Origin of the sequence: Winogradskyella poriferorum (assembly GCF_050618035.1) — a bacterium.
In the GTDB taxonomy this organism is placed as follows: domain Bacteria; phylum Bacteroidota; class Bacteroidia; order Flavobacteriales; family Flavobacteriaceae; genus Winogradskyella; species Winogradskyella poriferorum_A.
This window is the reverse complement of the sequence record NZ_JBODPY010000001.1, coordinates 678,811-695,450: the sequence shown is the minus strand read 5'-3', so window position 1 is coordinate 695,450 and position 16,640 is coordinate 678,811. Positions and strand designations below refer to the sequence as shown.

General features: G+C 30.9%; 18 protein-coding genes. All 18 read left to right on the top strand.

Going from position 1 to position 16,640, the window contains the following annotated elements:
• Position 1: 1 nt before the first annotated feature.
• The 18 genes from rfbC (at position 2) to ACRHOC_RS02995 (ending at position 16,618) form a co-directional block, all read left to right on the top strand.
• Positions 2 to 547, top strand: coding sequence for a dTDP-4-dehydrorhamnose 3,5-epimerase (gene rfbC / locus ACRHOC_RS03080; protein ID WP_431157053.1), 546 nt, complete (start codon positions 2 to 4; stop codon positions 545 to 547).
• Positions 544 to 1,398 carry a dTDP-4-dehydrorhamnose reductase gene (gene rfbD, locus ACRHOC_RS03075; RefSeq protein ID WP_431157052.1) on the top strand — a complete coding sequence of 285 codons (855 nt, stop codon included), beginning with the start codon at positions 544 to 546 and terminating at the stop codon, positions 1,396 to 1,398. The genes rfbC and rfbD overlap by 4 nt, the downstream gene beginning before the upstream one ends.
• Positions 1,399 to 1,505: 107 nt before the next feature.
• A complete protein-coding gene (gmd, locus tag ACRHOC_RS03070; protein WP_431157051.1) occupies positions 1,506 to 2,624 on the top strand; it encodes a GDP-mannose 4,6-dehydratase in 1,119 nt (372 codons plus the stop codon).
• An 8-nt stretch (positions 2,625 to 2,632) separates the two neighbouring features.
• Positions 2,633 to 3,679: a GDP-L-fucose synthase family protein gene (locus ACRHOC_RS03065; RefSeq protein ID WP_431157050.1), complete on the top strand. Its 1,047-nt coding sequence runs from the start codon at positions 2,633 to 2,635 to the stop codon at positions 3,677 to 3,679.
• Complete coding sequence (gene cysQ / locus ACRHOC_RS03060) at positions 3,657 to 4,475, top strand: 3'(2'),5'-bisphosphate nucleotidase CysQ (protein ID WP_431157049.1); 819 nt, start codon at positions 3,657 to 3,659, stop codon at positions 4,473 to 4,475. Before ACRHOC_RS03065 ends, cysQ begins: the two co-directional genes overlap by 23 nt.
• Positions 4,476 to 4,478: 3 nt before the next feature.
• Positions 4,479 to 4,934, top strand: a complete 456-nt coding sequence (locus ACRHOC_RS03055) for a DUF2061 domain-containing protein (protein ID WP_431157048.1) — start codon at positions 4,479 to 4,481, stop codon at positions 4,932 to 4,934.
• Between the two features lies 1 nt (position 4,935).
• The gene (cysC, locus tag ACRHOC_RS03050; protein WP_431157047.1) at positions 4,936 to 5,538 is read left to right on the top strand and encodes an adenylyl-sulfate kinase; all 603 of its coding nucleotides are present in this window, start codon (positions 4,936 to 4,938) and stop codon (positions 5,536 to 5,538) included.
• On the top strand, positions 5,531 to 6,436 hold the full coding sequence (gene cysD, locus ACRHOC_RS03045) for a sulfate adenylyltransferase subunit CysD (RefSeq protein ID WP_431157046.1): 906 nt from the start codon (positions 5,531 to 5,533) through the stop codon (positions 6,434 to 6,436). Before cysC ends, cysD begins: the two co-directional genes overlap by 8 nt.
• 15 nt (positions 6,437 to 6,451) lie before the next feature.
• Positions 6,452 to 7,264, top strand: a complete 813-nt coding sequence (locus ACRHOC_RS03040) for a sulfotransferase domain-containing protein (RefSeq protein ID WP_431157045.1) — start codon at positions 6,452 to 6,454, stop codon at positions 7,262 to 7,264.
• Positions 7,265 to 7,276: 12 nt separating this feature from the next.
• On the top strand, positions 7,277 to 8,533 hold the full coding sequence (locus ACRHOC_RS03035) for a sulfate adenylyltransferase subunit 1 (RefSeq protein WP_431157044.1): 1,257 nt from the start codon (positions 7,277 to 7,279) through the stop codon (positions 8,531 to 8,533).
• A gap of 175 nt (positions 8,534 to 8,708) precedes the next feature.
• Positions 8,709 to 9,065, top strand: coding sequence for a hypothetical protein (locus tag ACRHOC_RS03030; protein ID WP_431157043.1), 357 nt, complete (start codon positions 8,709 to 8,711; stop codon positions 9,063 to 9,065).
• A 45-nt stretch (positions 9,066 to 9,110) separates the two neighbouring features.
• Positions 9,111 to 10,433, top strand: a complete 1,323-nt coding sequence (locus tag ACRHOC_RS03025; protein ID WP_431157042.1) for a flippase — start codon at positions 9,111 to 9,113, stop codon at positions 10,431 to 10,433.
• A 4-nt stretch (positions 10,434 to 10,437) separates the two neighbouring features.
• The gene (locus tag ACRHOC_RS03020; protein ID WP_431157041.1) at positions 10,438 to 11,133 is read left to right on the top strand and encodes a sulfotransferase family 2 domain-containing protein; all 696 of its coding nucleotides are present in this window, start codon (positions 10,438 to 10,440) and stop codon (positions 11,131 to 11,133) included.
• A 362-nt stretch (positions 11,134 to 11,495) separates the two neighbouring features.
• The gene (locus tag ACRHOC_RS03015; RefSeq protein ID WP_431157040.1) at positions 11,496 to 12,239 is read left to right on the top strand and encodes a hypothetical protein; all 744 of its coding nucleotides are present in this window, start codon (positions 11,496 to 11,498) and stop codon (positions 12,237 to 12,239) included.
• On the top strand, positions 12,226 to 13,470 hold the full coding sequence (locus ACRHOC_RS03010) for an O-antigen ligase family protein (RefSeq protein WP_431157039.1): 1,245 nt from the start codon (positions 12,226 to 12,228) through the stop codon (positions 13,468 to 13,470). Before ACRHOC_RS03015 ends, ACRHOC_RS03010 begins: the two co-directional genes overlap by 14 nt.
• On the top strand, positions 13,448 to 14,581 hold the full coding sequence (locus ACRHOC_RS03005; protein WP_431157038.1) for a glycosyltransferase: 1,134 nt from the start codon (positions 13,448 to 13,450) through the stop codon (positions 14,579 to 14,581). Before ACRHOC_RS03010 ends, ACRHOC_RS03005 begins: the two co-directional genes overlap by 23 nt.
• A 356-nt stretch (positions 14,582 to 14,937) precedes the next feature.
• Positions 14,938 to 15,819, top strand: a complete 882-nt coding sequence (locus ACRHOC_RS03000) for a hypothetical protein (RefSeq protein WP_431157037.1) — start codon at positions 14,938 to 14,940, stop codon at positions 15,817 to 15,819.
• 43 nt (positions 15,820 to 15,862) lie between these two features.
• Complete coding sequence (locus ACRHOC_RS02995) at positions 15,863 to 16,618, top strand: WecB/TagA/CpsF family glycosyltransferase (protein ID WP_431157036.1); 756 nt, start codon at positions 15,863 to 15,865, stop codon at positions 16,616 to 16,618.
• Positions 16,619 to 16,640: the final 22 nt, after the last annotated feature.

The window sequence follows — 16,640 nt, the reverse complement described above, 5'->3', positions numbered from 1 at the left end:
AATGCAGGTTAGAAAGACAAATTTAGAGGGTTGTTTGATAATTGAACCTACAGTTTTCTGGGATCAAAGAGGTTATTTTTTAGAATCTTATAATGATAAAGCTTTCAAACTTGAAACAGGTTTAGATATTGAGTTTATACAAGACAATGAATCTCAATCTTCTGAGGGCGTTTTAAGAGGGCTACATTTTCAACGAGGTATTAATGCTCAGGCAAAATTAGTAAGAGTTGTAAAAGGGAGTGTATTAGATGTGGTTGTTGACATTAGACCACATTCTAAAACTTTTGGACACCATTTTAGTATTGAACTTTCAGAAGAAAATAAGTTACAAGTTTTTATTCCTAAAGGATTTGCTCATGGTTTTTTAACACTGGAAGACAACACAATTTTTTCTTATAAATGCGATAATTATTACAATAAAGATTCTGAATCAGGAATTATATTTAACGATATAGATCTTTCAATTAATTGGAAAATTGGTGAAAAACAACTTGTTGTTTCTGAACGAGACTTAAGCCTCCCTGGTTTTAAAAATATACAGTTATGAAAAATGTAATTGTGTTAGGGGCAAATGGTCAACTAGGTTTAACATTCAGAGAATTTGAGAGTAAAGAAGGATTCAATTTTACATTTTATTCACGTAAAGAAGTTGATATAACGGACAGTAAATCTCTAGATCGTGTATTTTATAAATCAAGTTTTCATTATTGTATTAATTGTGCAGCCTATACAAATGTTGATTTAGCTGAAAAGGAACAAGAAGAGGCTTTTAAAGTTAATGCAATCGGACCAAAAAATATTGCAGAAATTTGTAATGAACTAGATATTATTCTAATTCAAATTTCGACAGACTATGTTTTTGATGGTACATCATCGGCCCCATATAAAGAGGATAACGTTACAGAACCATTAAATATTTATGGTAGATCCAAACGAGATGGTGAACACAACATTGTGTGCAACACTAAGAAGTATTATATAGTTAGAACTTCATGGCTTTATTCTAAATACTTATCAAATTTTCTAAAAACTGTAATTAGAAAAATTAAGAATAATGAAACATTATATATTACCAATAGCGAAATCGGCACACCAACACAAAGTTCAGATTTAGCAGAATTCATTCTTTATCTTATAGAGGACGGTCAAGTTGAATACGGTGTTTATCATTTTTCAGCAAGAGGCTCCACATCATGGTATGGTTTTGCTAGGCATATTGTCAATTTATATGATTCTAAAAAAATTAGTAAGATAAAACCAGTTGATCATTTTGATACAATTGCCACCAGACCAAAATACAGCGTTTTGGATTTAGAAAAAACGGAAGCCGTTTATAAAGAATTGAGTACTTGGGAAGAGAGCTCCCAAAAATTGCTTAGTAGATATGATTTTAGTTAATTTTTTAAATGATCAACATAAATCATATAATCTTAAAAAGATTACATTTGCCACTTTGTATTAAATATTAGAATTTAGACTCTAACTAACTTAAAAAACATAAAAGCATGCAAAAAAAAGTAGCACTAATAACAGGAGTTACCGGTCAAGACGGAGCTTATTTAAGTGAGTTTTTGTTAAAAAAGGGTTATGAGGTCCACGGAGTTAAAAGAAGATCTTCTTTATTTAACACCGACAGGATAGACCATCTTTATCAAGACCCTCATGAGGAAAACAGAAATTTCTTTCTTCACTATGGCGATTTAACCGACAGCACAAATTTGATTAGAATAATCCAAGAGGTGAGACCTCAGGAGATTTATAATTTAGCCGCTATGAGCCATGTACACGTTTCATTTGAGACACCAGAGTATACGGCAAATGCAGATGGTATTGGAACATTGAGAATTTTAGAGGCTATAAGAATATTAGGTCTCGAAAAAACAACAAGAATTTATCAGGCATCAACTTCTGAACTTTATGGAAAAGTGCAAGAAGTACCTCAGACCGAGACAACCCCTTTTTATCCTAGAAGTCCCTATGCGGTTGCGAAAATGTATGCTTTTTGGATTACTGTAAATTATAGGGAAGCCTATGGAATGTTTGCTTGTAATGGTATTTTATTTAATCATGAATCACCTATAAGGGGAGAAACTTTTGTAACGAGAAAAATTACGAGAGCTACTGCAAAAATTGCTTTAGGTCTTCAAGACAAAATTTATCTAGGAAATTTAAATTCGCAGAGAGATTGGGGGCATGCCAAAGATTACATTCGAATGATGTGGATGATTTTACAGGCCGATCAACCAGAGGATTGGGTGATTGCAACAGGTAAAACGACTTCAGTTAGGGATTTTGTTAAGATGTGTTTTAAGCATATCGGTGTTGAACTAGAATTTAAAGGTGAAGGGGCTAACGAAAGAGGATATGTAAAAACTTCAACCAATCCTGATTATCCACTTGAAATAGGTAAGGAGGTTGTGTCCGTTGACGAAAAGTACTATAGGCCAACTGAGGTTGACTTACTCATAGGTGATGCTACTAAGGCAAATAAAAAATTAGGGTGGACTCCAAAATATGATTTACCAGCATTGGTTGAAGACATGATGCAAAGTGATCTAAAATTAATGAGGAAGAAACAGTATTTGAAAGATGGAGGATATAGAATCAACAATTATTTCGAATAGCTACATAAATGGAAAAAACATCTAAAATCTATGTTGCCGGTCACAGGGGACTTGTCGGGAGTGCATTGGTAGAAACACTTCTTTCAAAAGGGTATACAAATTTGATTACTAAAACTCATGCTGAGTTAGATTTAACAGATCAAGTGAAGGTTGCCGAGTTTTTTGAATCGTATAAACCAGAATATGTTTTTCTTGCCGCCGCAAAAGTAGGCGGTATTGTTGCTAATAATATATATAGAGGTGAGTTTATTTATGATAACATTATGATACAAAATAATGTAATTCATCAAAGCTATTTGCACTCCGTAAAAAAATTACTTTTTCTTGGTAGCACTTGTATTTACCCAAAGAACTGCCCACAGCCTATGAAAGAAGAATATCTTCTTACAGATACCTTAGAATATACAAACGAGCCTTATGCAATTGCAAAGATTGCGGGTATAAAAATGTGTGAGAGCTACAACCTGCAATATAACACCAACTTTATTTCAGTTATGCCGACAAATTTGTACGGGCCTAATGATAATTTTGATCTGGAGAAATCACATGTCCTTCCTGCCTTAATCCGAAAAATTTATTTAGCTCATTTGCTAGAGCAGAATAAATATGAAAGTGTTTTAAAGGATACGGGGTTTGCAAGAATCGAGGATGCAAGGAATTATTTATTGAGTTTTGGGGTTGACGAGAATAAGGTTGAAATCTGGGGAACAGGAAAACCTAGACGAGAATTTCTATGGTCAAGAGATATGGCTGAAGCATGTGTTTTTATTATGGAAACCCAAGATTTTAAAGATACCTACTCTGAGGATAATAATGAAATTAGAAATACTCATATAAACATTGGAACTGGCCAAGATATTTCAATATCGGAATTGGCTGAATTAATAAAGTCTATTATTGGATACAAGGGTCAATTAGTATACAATACAAATAAACCAGATGGCACATTGCGAAAGTTGACAGATGTTACCAAATTAAATAATTTAGGCTGGAAGCACAACATGCAATTAGAAAATGGAATAAAAGAAATTTATGAGTGGTATATCAATAAATAAAGATTTAAAAGTTGCAATACAAGCGTCTCTAGAAGCTGGCAAGGTAATCATGGATGTATATGATGCACCATTTGATTTTGAAATAAAAGAAGATAAATCACCTTTAACGGAGGCAGACAGAAGGGCAAACGATATAATTAATTCATATTTAAAGCCTACAGGCATTCCAATTATTTCTGAAGAGAACAAACAAATTGATTTTGAAGAAAGAAAAAGCTGGGACACCTGTTGGATTGTTGATCCAGTTGACGGCACGAAAGAATTTGTTAAGCGTAATGGTGAATTCACAGTAAATATTGCTTTGGTATCTAAAAGTTCACCCATTTTAGGTGTTATTTATACTCCCGCAGTAAAAACACTCTATTTTGGAGACGTTTTAAATGGCTATTCATATAAATCAGTATTAACTACCCATAGCTCTAGTATTAATAAGGTAATGGATTTAGCTCAAAAATTAGAACCAAAGAACAACACATCAAATTTAATTGAGGTTGTTGGTAGTAGATCACATATGAGTAAGGAAACAGAAGACTATATTTCAATATTAAAAGATAGCGGAAAAGATGTCTCCATTGTTTCCAAAGGAAGTTCTTTAAAATTCTGTTTAGTCGCTGAGGGTAAAGCGGATGTCTATCCTCGTTTTGCACCTACAATGGAGTGGGATACGGCAGCAGGCCAGGCCATCTGTAATTCAATTGGAATAGAAGTCATCTCTGAGGCTACAAAGAAGCCTTTATTATACAACAAAGAGAATTTATTAAACCCTTGGTTTGTTGTGTCCAAGGATATAATATGATCTATGACATTATATAAGAAGGAGTCACATATAAGAAGTGTTTTAAAAGGCGTTTCATGGAGAATTGTTGCCACTGCGGATACTATACTTGTTGTTCTTCTAATAACTTGTTTGTTTGATGAATGTAGTTTAGAGATTGCTATTAAAATAGGCTCCATAGAATTTTTTATAAAGTTTCTGGTTTATTATTTGCACGAAAGGGTTTGGCAAAGAGTCTTGGTAAATAAAAGAGCAACACAAAAAAGAACGCTGCAGAAATCGCTTTCATGGAGAATTGTTGCAACAACAATGACTTTTATAATCTCTGGTACAGTTTTAGAGTCTTTTGACCAGATTGCTTTGTATATTGCTATAACCGAATTATTTACGAAATTTGTGCTCTATTATTTACATGAACGACTTTGGTTAATGTTACCACTAGGTAAAATAAGAAATTACGTGTTAGGAAAAATAAGATAGAATGTCAGAAAATATAATACCCCATAACTACCAAATCTCTAGAAAGGACCGCAGAAATAAAAATAATCATAATAGCTTTTTACTTTGGTTTACTGGATTATCCGGGTCTGGTAAGTCCACAATTGCAAATCTGGTTGAAAATGTATTGTTTCAAGAAGGCATAAATACATATACATTAGATGGTGACAATATTCGCAAAGGTATAAATAACGACCTATCATTTTCACCTGTAGACAGAACTGAGAATATTAGACGAATTGCGGAAGTTGCGAATCTTATGATAGACGCAGGTCAGGTTGTTCTTGCCGCATTTGTTTCCCCTTATAAAAAAGATAGAGAGAATATTAGAACTATCGTTAAAGATGTTAACTTTGTCGAAATTTACATCAACACTAGTCTTGAAGAGTGCGAAAGAAGAGATGTAAAAGGGCTCTATAAAAAAGCAAGACGAGGAGAAATTAAAAATATGACTGGAATATCTGCGCCTTATGAAGCACCAGAAAATCCAGATATCGAAATAAATACAGAAAAGGAAAGTATTGAAGTATCAGTTGAAAAAATTATACACTTCATTAAACCAAAACTAAATCTCAAGAATGAGTAAGTATTATTTAAATTATTTAGACGAATTAGAGAGTGAGGCAATTTACGTTTTAAGAGAAGTTTGGGCTCAATTTGATAATCCTGTAATATTATTTTCAGGCGGAAAAGACTCTATAGTGGTTGCCCACTTAGCAAAAAAGGCATTTTACCCATCAAAAATACCCTTTCCATTAATGCACGTAGATACTGGACATAATTTCCCGGAGACTATAAAATTTAGAGATGATACTATCAAAGAATTGGGTGCTCAGCTGATTGTTGGATCGGTTCAAGAGTCAATTGATGAAGGAAGAGTAGCTGAAGAGAAAGGAAAAAATGCCACTAGAAATGCACTCCAAATAACAACTCTTCTAGACGCTATTGAAGCTAATAAAATAGATTGTGCAATTGGAGGAGGAAGAAGAGATGAAGAAAAAGCTAGGGCGAAAGAACGATTTTTCTCTCATCGAGATGATTTTGGACAATGGGATCCAAAAAATCAACGCCCAGAATTATGGAATTTGTTTAACGGAAGACATTTTGAAGGTGAGCATTTTAGGGCATTTCCGATTAGTAATTGGACAGAAATGGATGTATGGAATTATATCAAAAGGGAAAATATTGCAATTCCATCTCTATACTTTGCTCATGAAAGAGAAGTTGTTTGGCGTCAAGATAGTTGGATACCAAACTCCGAATTTCTGATTTTAGAGGATCATGAAGAAATTGTGACCAAGAAAGTACGCTTCAGGACACTTGGAGACATTACAATTACCGGAGGAATTGAATCTGATGCTGACACGCTATCTAAAATAGTTGCCGAGGTTTCGGGGATGAAACAAACGGAAAGAGGGAATCGAAGTGATGATAAACGTTCTGAGTCAGCCATGGAGGATAGAAAACGACAAGGTTATTTTTAGTTATTTTTAAACTAGATGATTTTAAAAAAATTTAAAAATAAAGTTGAGAATTTAACCAGACTTATTTTTGTCAACACCTTATCGCCAATTAATAACTCGATCGTATTGGTAGAGTATCCTAAGTCTGGTGGTACATGGTTAGGCCAGTTAATATCGAGTTATTTTAACATTTCTTTTCCCCGTAACAGATTCCCCAGTGTAAGAAGAATTCTTTATCATGGACATTACAAACCAATATTTAATATTAAAAAGAACAAACATATTGTTTTATTGGTTCGAGACGGAAGAGATGTAATGGTATCACTATATCATCATCAGTTATTATGGAATGATAAAAATAGACTTCACCCCAAAGATGTAATCTATCATCGAAAAAATGTACCTTTTGATGATTTTGAAAATGTCAAAAAGAACATGAAGGATTTTATTAGGTATACTTTTACAGCTAATCCTTCCAAGTTGAAGCATTTTACGTATCAAGGTAACTGGAGAGATTTCAATAATTCGTGGTTGAATGTAAAAGAGAATTCTAACAACATTTACTTAATAAAATATGAAGATCTATTAAAAGACACGGATAAAGCTATGTCTAGTATACTAATAGATTTTTTTAAAGTTGAAAGAATTAATAAGAATGAATTAGAGGGTATTATAAATAAATACTCTTTCGAAAATCAGGCAAATAGAAAGAAAGGGGAAGAATCAAAATCCAGTTTTTTAAGAAAAGGAGTGTCTGGTGATTGGAAAAATTATTTTGATGAAGACGCAGAGAAGGAGTTTTTAAGATATTCAGCGGATACAATGAAAAAATTAGGATATATAAATTAAAGCCTACGATAAATGAGTTTAGACAATAATCAATTATTACGATTTACAACTGCCGGAAGTGTTGACGATGGTAAAAGTACATTAATAGGACGCCTACTATATGATTCAAAGGCTATATTTGAAGACCAACTTGAAGCTATTCAAAATACAAGTAAAAAGAAAGGTCACGAAGGAGTAGATCTCGCACTTTTTACTGATGGTTTAAGAGATGAAAGAGAACAGGGAATAACTATAGATGTTGCTTATAGATATTTTACTACTCCTAAACGTAAATTTATAATAGCTGACACCCCTGGTCATATACAGTATACTAGAAATATGGTTACAGGTGCTTCAACTGCTAATGCAGCAATAATTCTTGTTGATGCAAGACATGGTGTAATTGAGCAAACTAAACGCCATTCTTTTATTGCTTCATTATTACAAATACCACATGTAATTGTTTGTATTAATAAAATGGATTTAGTTGATTATGCAGAAGAATCTTATAATAAGGTAATAGAACAATTTGAGGAGTTTTCATCAAAAATGCTTGTTAAAGATGTTAGGTTTATACCAATAAGCGCCTTGAATGGTGATAATGTTGTTAATCGTTCTGAGAACATGGATTGGTATCAAGGTGCACCATTGTTACATACATTAGAAACGATGCATATAAGTAGCGATATTAATAAAGTTGATACCAGATTCCCCGTACAGACTGTTTTAAGGCCTCAAAGTGATGAACACAGAGATTACAGGGGTTATGCCGGAAGAGTTGCAAGTGGTATTTTAAGAGTTGGTGATGAAATCACAGCTTTACCATCCGGGTTTACATCAAAAATCAAATCAATTGATTCATTTGATCAATCATTGGAAGAGGCGTATGCGCCAATGTCCGTCTCCGTTACGCTTGAAGACGATATAGATATTGGAAGAGGTGACATGATTGTAAGAACAAAGAACCAACCAGAAACTTTACAGGATATTGAGGTAATGTTGTGCTGGTTAAACAACGCATCTGCAAAGTCAAGAGCTAAATATAGTATTCAACACACTTCTAATGATCAAAAGGCAATGATCAAGGAAGTTGTGTATAAATATGATATTAATACGTTAGATAGGAATAAAGAAGATAAGGAATTGAACATGAATGATATTGCTAAGGTAAAAATTAGAACGACAAAACCGTTAATGGTAGATCCTTACAGAGAAAATAGAACTACTGGGAGTATCATTTTGATTGATGACGCAACGAATGAAACGGTTGCAGCTGGATTAATAGTTTAATTATGACCCTGAAAACATGAAATCACCAATCTTTTTTTTTGTTCTTTTATTTTTTATAAGCTGTAATCAAAACAGTAATTCCTCGGTCGAGTCAAATGCCAGTAAAATTAAAAAAAAGGAGTTTTTAGTTTCAATTGAATATAAAAGTAATAGTCCAGATAAATTCAAATTAATAATGGACAACATCAAAGTTGATGAATTTCAGAGAAAAAGCATTGTGATAACTGAGGACGTAGTAGCTACAACATCTCTAGACTTTATTAATGCAAATTTTGGTGAAAATATATCCTCAAGAATTGTTTTGAACCTTGGAAATAAAGAGGTCAAAAAGGTTGTTATAAACGAGTTAATAATGTCCTATGGAGATAATTCTATCATTATAGATGGCAACTCTATTTTGGATAGTTTTAAACTTAATGAGTTTGTTGAATTTGACTCAACCTCAAAAGAATTAAAAACAAAGCGAATAAATAACAACCACGCTCCTGCTTTAATTTTGAAGCCTAAAGTAATTAATCAATTGATGAATTAATCAATACAGACTGGTATCAATTTTATAAAAGAAAATATTAGGCGAGTGTTATTAAACAATAACCTTCGCGAACTACTATCAAAGGCGGGTATATACTTTTTGTTCAGAGTTTTTGGATTTTTATTTGCATATATATTTGCGCTTTTTGTAATAAAAAAATTTGGCTCTGAAACCTATGGGTTGGTAACACTCTCCTTTACTTTTATTGTAATTGGCTCCGCTATTACAAGATTAGGTTTTGATGTTCATTTAACAAAAGTTTTTTCTTCTAATTTAGAAACTGATACAAAAACAAATTTATATGTTACCAGTTTTATCATAAGTGTTGTTATTTCATTTATAATTGCTACTAGTCTTTACCTATTATCAAATTTTATTTCAACCCATATCTTCTTTAATCAAAAATTACAACCATATTTAAAATGGGGAGCTATTACATTACCTTTTTTATCTATTGTTTTAATAAATTCTGGTGTTTTCAGAGGTTTAAAAAGAAACACGCTATTTTCAATATTTAACACCTTTGGAAGATTCTTTTTAGCCACCATATTTACCTTGATTTTTGTTTATATACTCAATAGGAGCTCAGAATGGGTTATTATTGGTCATTTTTTGGGGTTGGCATTATTAGCAGTAGTGTCTTTAATTATCATTTTTAAACTTTTAAGACCCTTAGGTCAAATTAAATGGGATAGCACGTTAGATTTTACTAAAGATTCTGTGCCAATTTTAATGGCACTTTTAGTCGTAATGTTATTAGATTGGACTGACAAAATATTTTTAGGGATTTTTGAAGACGAATCAAAAGTAGGGGTTTATGATATTGTTTTTAGAATTGCAGTTTTGATAAAGTTTTGTTTGGAAGCCATTAATTCCATATTAGCTCCAAAAATTTCTGAATTCTATCATTGTCAGCAATTTGATGAATTACAAAAAATAGTATCTTACTCTACCAAATTAAACACATACATTTCATTACTAATTTTTGTTGGGATAATTGTGTTCTGTAATCCTATTCTATTATTTTTAGGTGAAGATTTTATTGAGGGGCAAATAGCATTAATTATTTTAGCATTTGGTCAATTGATAGGGTCACTAAGTGGTTCCGTTGGTGTAATTCTCCAAATGACTGGACACCAAAAGATTTTTAGAAACATAGCGATTGTAGCATTAGTTTTAAACGTGATCTTAAATGTTGTACTGATAAATTTATATGGTCTAACCGGAGCGGCCATTGCAACTACTACAAGTCTGATAACGTTAAATGTTCTATCTGCTTTTTATATAAAGAAAATGTTGAAAATTACATCTTATTATCAATTAACAGCTGTGTTTTCGTCTAATAGCGCCAATAAACGTAATAGTTAATTTCATGGTATCTCATAAATACAAATGTATCTTTGTTCATATCCCTAAATGTGGAGGCTTAACAATACTAGATAAATTTGAAAAAGAATTTTCTCAAAAAGAATTATTGACTGGTAGAAATAGAAATCCTGATTTAGGTCCTCCAAGATTGAATCATTTAATGGCAAGAGAATATGTGGACCTTAACTATTTAACCCAAGAACAATATGACGCATATTTTAAATTTTCATTTGTTAGAAATCCATGGGCAAGATTTGTTTCATTATATCACTATTTAGGATATTCAAGAATTGTTGATTTCAATGATTTTGTTTATAATTTCTTTGAACAAAAATTATGGACTTCTAAAAAATGGTATTGGTTTGTAAGGCCACAGTATGATTTTCTTTATGATGAAAACGGAAATTTGATGATAGATTTTCTTGGAAAAACAGAAAACTTGCAGGATGACTTTAAGACTGCATGTAAAAAAATTGAGTATTCAGATTACGAATTGTCTCATAAAAATAAGTCAAGTGAGAAGTCTAATTTTCATCCGTTATTTATAAAATTATTAATTGCGAATCCCTCTAAGCTATTTCAATATTATAAAAGAGAAACTGATAAATCAGGGTACAAAGATTACTTCAATAGTGACACCAAAGCTTTTGTAAATAAATTTTATGAAATCGATATAGATACATTTAAGTATCTTTATTAGGAATGACGATACAAAAAAACGAAACAATAATCAATGCGGTATTGATAACATCATTATTGATGATTTTTATACCACATTTTGTTGATAGCCTAAATTATTTAAGGTATTTATCTATTGGGCCATTGTTATTATTAGTATCAATGAAGTTTAGACAAGGTTATCTGTTGTCAACTTTCAAGCTTTTTTTAGTTTTTTTAATATTTGGTTCTTTTGTTACACTTAGCAAGTTTGAGTTTTCTTCACGTTTCATAGCGGAAAGCTTATTGATAATATTACCAATTATCTATGTTATTTTTTTTAATAATATTAGAACGATTTCTAATAAACATATCAAGTATTTCTTTCTGTTGACAATCATTAGCATGGTTCTCGAAAACTTTACAGAGATATTCAATTTAATTGCTAATCCTAATTCAATACTGGAAGGTTTAAAAACCTCACAATTAGGAACTGAATCACATTTTGGCCTATTATTTGGATTTTTCTTCATATACTTTTTTGTAACGAAAGCAAATAAAAAATTCACTATTTGGGCCTTTGTATTCTTGATAATTGCTTTTAAACGAATTGCTATCGCAGCATCAATTTTATCGGTAATTATTTATCTTATCTATAGAAATTCAAAATTCACTAAATCAGTAAAGTTAAATGCGAATTTGTTGATGTTTTTTTCATTGATGTTATTTATGTTCCTTCTTATAAATTTATCTTTAGGTGTATATGACACATGGATTAAGGATAATATTGGCCTATCAGCAAACCATTTTACTATGGGAAGGGCACAAATGTATAAAAGAGTATTAGAAAATTTGGAAGTTGGTTTCATTGGCACCGGACAGGGGACAGTAACAGAATTTCTAGAAGGATTAAATTTCAAGAAAATGAACAGACTTCATTCAGATTTTCTTAGAAATCATATAGAGATTGGTTTTGGATTTTATACTATATGGATACTTTTATTTAATAAGCTTAATATTTTTAATCTAAAAGCTTTAGTAATTCTAGTCTATTATTGGGTAGTATTGGTAACTGATAATGCGTTTATTTATTTTGATTTTCTAGCATTATTTTATATGATACAAACTATATTCTATGAAGAAAAATAGTGTTTTCATTTTAATCTTGGTGTTAATTGCTTCGTCATTAGTTATGCCTATGACATTTAATAATATCGCTATAGGCATTTATTTACTATTTTTTTTGTTCAATTTAAAGTCCTTAAAAAAGGAAGGCTACATTATATTATACTTCTTGCCGTTGCTTCTTTTTTTTGTAGATATACTATCAGTATTCAATTCAGAGAATACAGTTAATGCACTAAAAATACTTGAAAAAAGAAGTTCCATGCTCATTTTTAGCGTTGGATTTTTTTTATTGCCTAAAGTTAACAACAAACAACTATCAAAAATTTTAGACAGTTTTGTGGTAGCTTTAATTGGGTTGTGTTTAGTTGCAATGGTAAAAGCTTTTTTTCTCCACTATCAGACCTATGGATTAAATTTTAACTACCAAAGTTATTGGTTAATTGGTCATCATAAATTTAGTGAGTTGGTCGACTTTCACGCAACATATTTTTCTAATTACATTTTGTTCGCATTAAGTATTTTGTTTTTCAATAAAAAATCTTGGTTTAAAAGGAGGTTAGTTCTCAAATGGCTCACAATTGCCTTATTCATGAGCTGTTTTATGATAATGTCTGTAAGAACATGCTTTTTAACTTTCTTAATCATTATTGGATATTTAATTTTTGATCGATATAGAGGTAGCAGAAAGAACTTAGCAATTGCTACCACAACAGCAATAGTTGGAATAATTATATTATTTTCGACAAATACCATGCTTAGAGAAAGATTTGAAGACATAATTTCAGTGGGTAAGAGTGAAAATGTGAGCCGTTTTGGGGGAGGAAAATTGCGTATGTATAAATGGCAAACAGCGCTATCTATTTTTAAAGAAAATCCAATTTTTGGGATTGGCAATGGCGATATAAAGGTAGAAATGGATAAAAAATATGCATTATTAGATCAAGATGAATTTGATCTTTTTGGATATAATGCCCATAACCAATATTTGGATGCGCTCGCTACTAAGGGTGTCTTTGGTTTAATGGTATTATTGCTCTTTATTGGTGGGTCACTTTATTTTTCAATGGTAAACTCGAGCCATTATAGTAAATTACTTTTTGTTTTAATATTAATTAATCTTATTTCATTTATCACGGAAAATATATTGGACATAAACAAGGGGATTGTGTTCCTATTCTTTTTTTATGGATTATTATGTTCGAACTTAGATTTCAACAGAAAATTAACTAATGAAAATACTTCAGATACATAACTCATATAACACTTTTGGAGGAGAAGATGTTGTTGTTAAATCAGAAAGAGAATTGCTTATTCAAAACAATTTTAAAGTTGACACCATAATCTTTGAAAATAGTGATATAAAAGTTAATGAAGTCTTTTACAACAAAAGGTCGTATGATCTAGTAAAAAACAAAATAACCAAAAATAGACCAGATGTAATTCATGTACATAATTTGTTTTATAAGGCAACACCAAGCATTTTAAAGTGTGCTAAAGACCATAAAATACCTATTGTTATGACTTTACATAACTACAGGCTAATATGTCCTAATGGACTTTTATTAAGAAACGAAAAACCATGTATGATATGCACCAATAAAAAGTTTGCCTATAACTCAGTTAGATACAATTGTTTTCAAAATTCTAAATCAAAAAGTCTTTTATTGGCAGGAGTTTTATTTTATCATAATATGAGACAGACCTGGTCAAATCATGTAGATAAATTTATTGTTTTAACACCATTTGCAAAAAAAGTTTTTATTGAGTCATCCATAAATATTTCAGAATCGAAAATAATTGTTAAACCCAATAGCGTGGATGATTTTAAATTAGATGAAACTGAGAGAAATGTATATACTTATATTGGTCGCCTATCTGAAGAAAAAGGTATACAAGTAGCAGTTAAAGCTTTTAATAAACTTCCTCAGTTAAAACTGGAAGTCATTGGGGAAGGTCCTTTGATGGAGGAAATGAAAAATATTTCAAACGAAAATATTTCTTTTTTAGGAAGACAATCAAAGAATTTTATAAAAGAACAGCTAAATAAAACCAAAGGTTTAATATTTCCATCAATATGTTTTGAAGGACTACCGAATACAATCCTAGAAGCTTACTCTTCTGGAACTCCAGTAATTGCTTCTAATATTGACAATATCAATAATATTGTAATAGAAAATGTCACAGGAAGGCATTTTAATACAAACGACGAGGCAGATTTGGCTAGTACTATAATTGACTTTGAGAAAAATGACACCTCAAAATATGGAATAAAAACTAGAAGAATTTACGAAGAGAATTATACTCATGTGTCTAATTTTGAGGGTTTGAAAAAGGTTTATTCTGAAGTAATGAAAGCGTATTAAATTAGAATTTAGCGAAGTTAAAGTCTATGTTGGATAGTATTGAATATAAGAACTTATATAAACTAGGCTTGTCTACCCTTGTCTTCCTTATTCTGGGAGATTTTTTTAGAAGAGTAGCATTGTTTTTAGATTCTGATTTTAATCGGTATACACTTATCTTTAAGACTCTTATTTTTCTAAGCTACATCATATTTATAATTGTCCACCTTAAGGCATACATAAGACACAAAATTACACGTAAACTAATGTGTCTTGTAGGTGTTTTAGTTTTGCTCTTCGGATGTTCTAATTATTTATTACCAAGATTAAACAATAACATTATAAATATTTCGAATGGAGAGTTCTTCATTAAGTATATGTTTTTCCCAATAACAATAATAACTTTCTATGTAATTCATGATAAAAAAGAGCTGAATGTTAAGCTGTTTAAATTATACGAGATATTTTTTCTTCTTAACGCTTCATTAATCGTGATTTCGTTTTTATTTGATATTGATGTATTAAAAAGTTATCCGAATCCCAGAAGGCCAGGATATTCAGGTCTGTTTAATAGGCCAAATCAATTAAGTTATATCACTATAGTAATGATTGCCATATATTATTACAAAGCTTCATTTCTTAAGTTAAAATATGATTATTATAAATTAATATTTTTAATAGTAGTTGCTTTATTGGGAGGTACAAAGCGTATTTACTTTTTCTTAATTATTCTTCTAATTTATCATGTGTGCAACAATTTAAGAACAATTTATAGACAAGTACTATTAGTATTTATTGCGCTATTAACACTGACATATTTTTTATGGGATAAATTGTATTTGTTTATAGAGAATAAGTTAGAATTGTTTGTTCAAATTTATAATGAAAGAGGTTTTTTATCTGCGCTGTTGTCATATCGAAATGATAGATTATCAGCAACATGGAACGATCAAATATTAGTTGATTGGAATATTTTAAATGTGTTTGTGGGAGGTTGTGATTTTACCATTGAAAGACCTGAAATGGATCTAATCGACATATTTTTTTATTTCGGTTTAATTGGATTAGTTGTCTATATGTTGTTTTTCAAAACAACACTGAATGCCATTAAATTGAAAAATAACTATCTTCTATTCTTTATAACATTAATCTTTTTTATTTCGGCTTTAACTAGTGGTTTTTTAAATAGTACCAATATCCCATTTGTTTTTATGATTGGAGTATTTTATTTAAACAACATTAGTCAAAAGTTAGTTTAATATATTTCTATCTATATTAAATAACTTAAAACTATATATCTTTGTGACAATCGAAATCTCTATGCTGAAACATCCTATAATTAACTTAAATATTAATAATTTTAGTTTCAATGAAGCCCTCAAAGAAGTAGGTGAGCTAGCCTTAAATAGAAAATCGTCATATGTCTGTTTTGTTAATGCTCACATGACTGTTGAAGCTAATAATGATGATTATATGATGGATGTGGTTAACACTGCATATTTTGCCTTTCCTGATGGCGCTCCAGTCGCTAAATCATTCAAATATTTTCATAATATTAAGCAAGAGCGAATAGCTGGAATGGATTTTTTTCCTCAAATGCTCGAAAAGTGTAACTTACTCAAACTTAGGGTTGGATTGTTTGGATCAACACCTGAAGTTTTAAAAATAATTACTGATAAAATTAGCTCAGAGTTTAGTAATATAACTATTACACATGCTATTTCACCACCTTTTAATGCTAAATGGGATAATGAGAATTATATTCAGTCATTTAACGCGTCTTCTACAAACATCATTTTTGTGGCACTGGGCTGTCCAAAACAAGAAAAGTGGATGTACGAAAACTATAAGGAGTTGAATTCTGTGTTACTTGGCGTAGGTGGAGCATTTCCTGTTTATGCTGGAGTAATTAAAAGATGTCCCAAATGGATGGGTGACAGTGGTTTGGAATGGCTTTATAGACTTGTTAAAGAACCAAAGCGAATGTGGAAAAGGTACCTTGTTACAAATTCTATGTTTATTAAGTTATTGTTACTAAAACGTTTCTTTAATGCTTAAATATTCTAAAAAAATTAAATTG

Excerpts from the sequence above, each read along its gene's own strand:
- rfbC (WP_431157053.1), top strand. The coding sequence starts at position 2 with ATGCAGGTTAGAAAGACAAATTTAGAGGGTTGTTTGATAATTGAACCT.
- rfbD (WP_431157052.1), top strand. The coding sequence starts at position 544 with ATGAAAAATGTAATTGTGTTAGGGGCAAATGGTCAACTAGGTTTAACA.
- gmd (WP_431157051.1), top strand. The coding sequence starts at position 1,506 with ATGCAAAAAAAAGTAGCACTAATAACAGGAGTTACCGGTCAAGACGGA.
- ACRHOC_RS03065 (WP_431157050.1), top strand. The coding sequence starts at position 2,633 with ATGGAAAAAACATCTAAAATCTATGTTGCCGGTCACAGGGGACTTGTC.
- cysQ (WP_431157049.1), top strand. The coding sequence starts at position 3,657 with ATGAGTGGTATATCAATAAATAAAGATTTAAAAGTTGCAATACAAGCG.
- ACRHOC_RS03055 (WP_431157048.1), top strand. The coding sequence starts at position 4,479 with ATGACATTATATAAGAAGGAGTCACATATAAGAAGTGTTTTAAAAGGC.
- cysC (WP_431157047.1), top strand. The coding sequence starts at position 4,936 with ATGTCAGAAAATATAATACCCCATAACTACCAAATCTCTAGAAAGGAC.
- cysD (WP_431157046.1), top strand. The coding sequence starts at position 5,531 with ATGAGTAAGTATTATTTAAATTATTTAGACGAATTAGAGAGTGAGGCA.
- ACRHOC_RS03040 (WP_431157045.1), top strand. The coding sequence starts at position 6,452 with ATGATTTTAAAAAAATTTAAAAATAAAGTTGAGAATTTAACCAGACTT.
- ACRHOC_RS03035 (WP_431157044.1), top strand. The coding sequence starts at position 7,277 with ATGAGTTTAGACAATAATCAATTATTACGATTTACAACTGCCGGAAGT.
- ACRHOC_RS03030 (WP_431157043.1), top strand. The coding sequence starts at position 8,709 with ATGGACAACATCAAAGTTGATGAATTTCAGAGAAAAAGCATTGTGATA.
- ACRHOC_RS03020 (WP_431157041.1), top strand. The coding sequence starts at position 10,438 with ATGGTATCTCATAAATACAAATGTATCTTTGTTCATATCCCTAAATGT.
- ACRHOC_RS03015 (WP_431157040.1), top strand. The coding sequence starts at position 11,496 with ATGGTTCTCGAAAACTTTACAGAGATATTCAATTTAATTGCTAATCCT.
- ACRHOC_RS03010 (WP_431157039.1), top strand. The coding sequence starts at position 12,226 with ATGAAGAAAAATAGTGTTTTCATTTTAATCTTGGTGTTAATTGCTTCG.
- ACRHOC_RS03005 (WP_431157038.1), top strand. The coding sequence starts at position 13,448 with ATGAAAATACTTCAGATACATAACTCATATAACACTTTTGGAGGAGAA.
- ACRHOC_RS03000 (WP_431157037.1), top strand. The coding sequence starts at position 14,938 with ATGTTTTTCCCAATAACAATAATAACTTTCTATGTAATTCATGATAAA.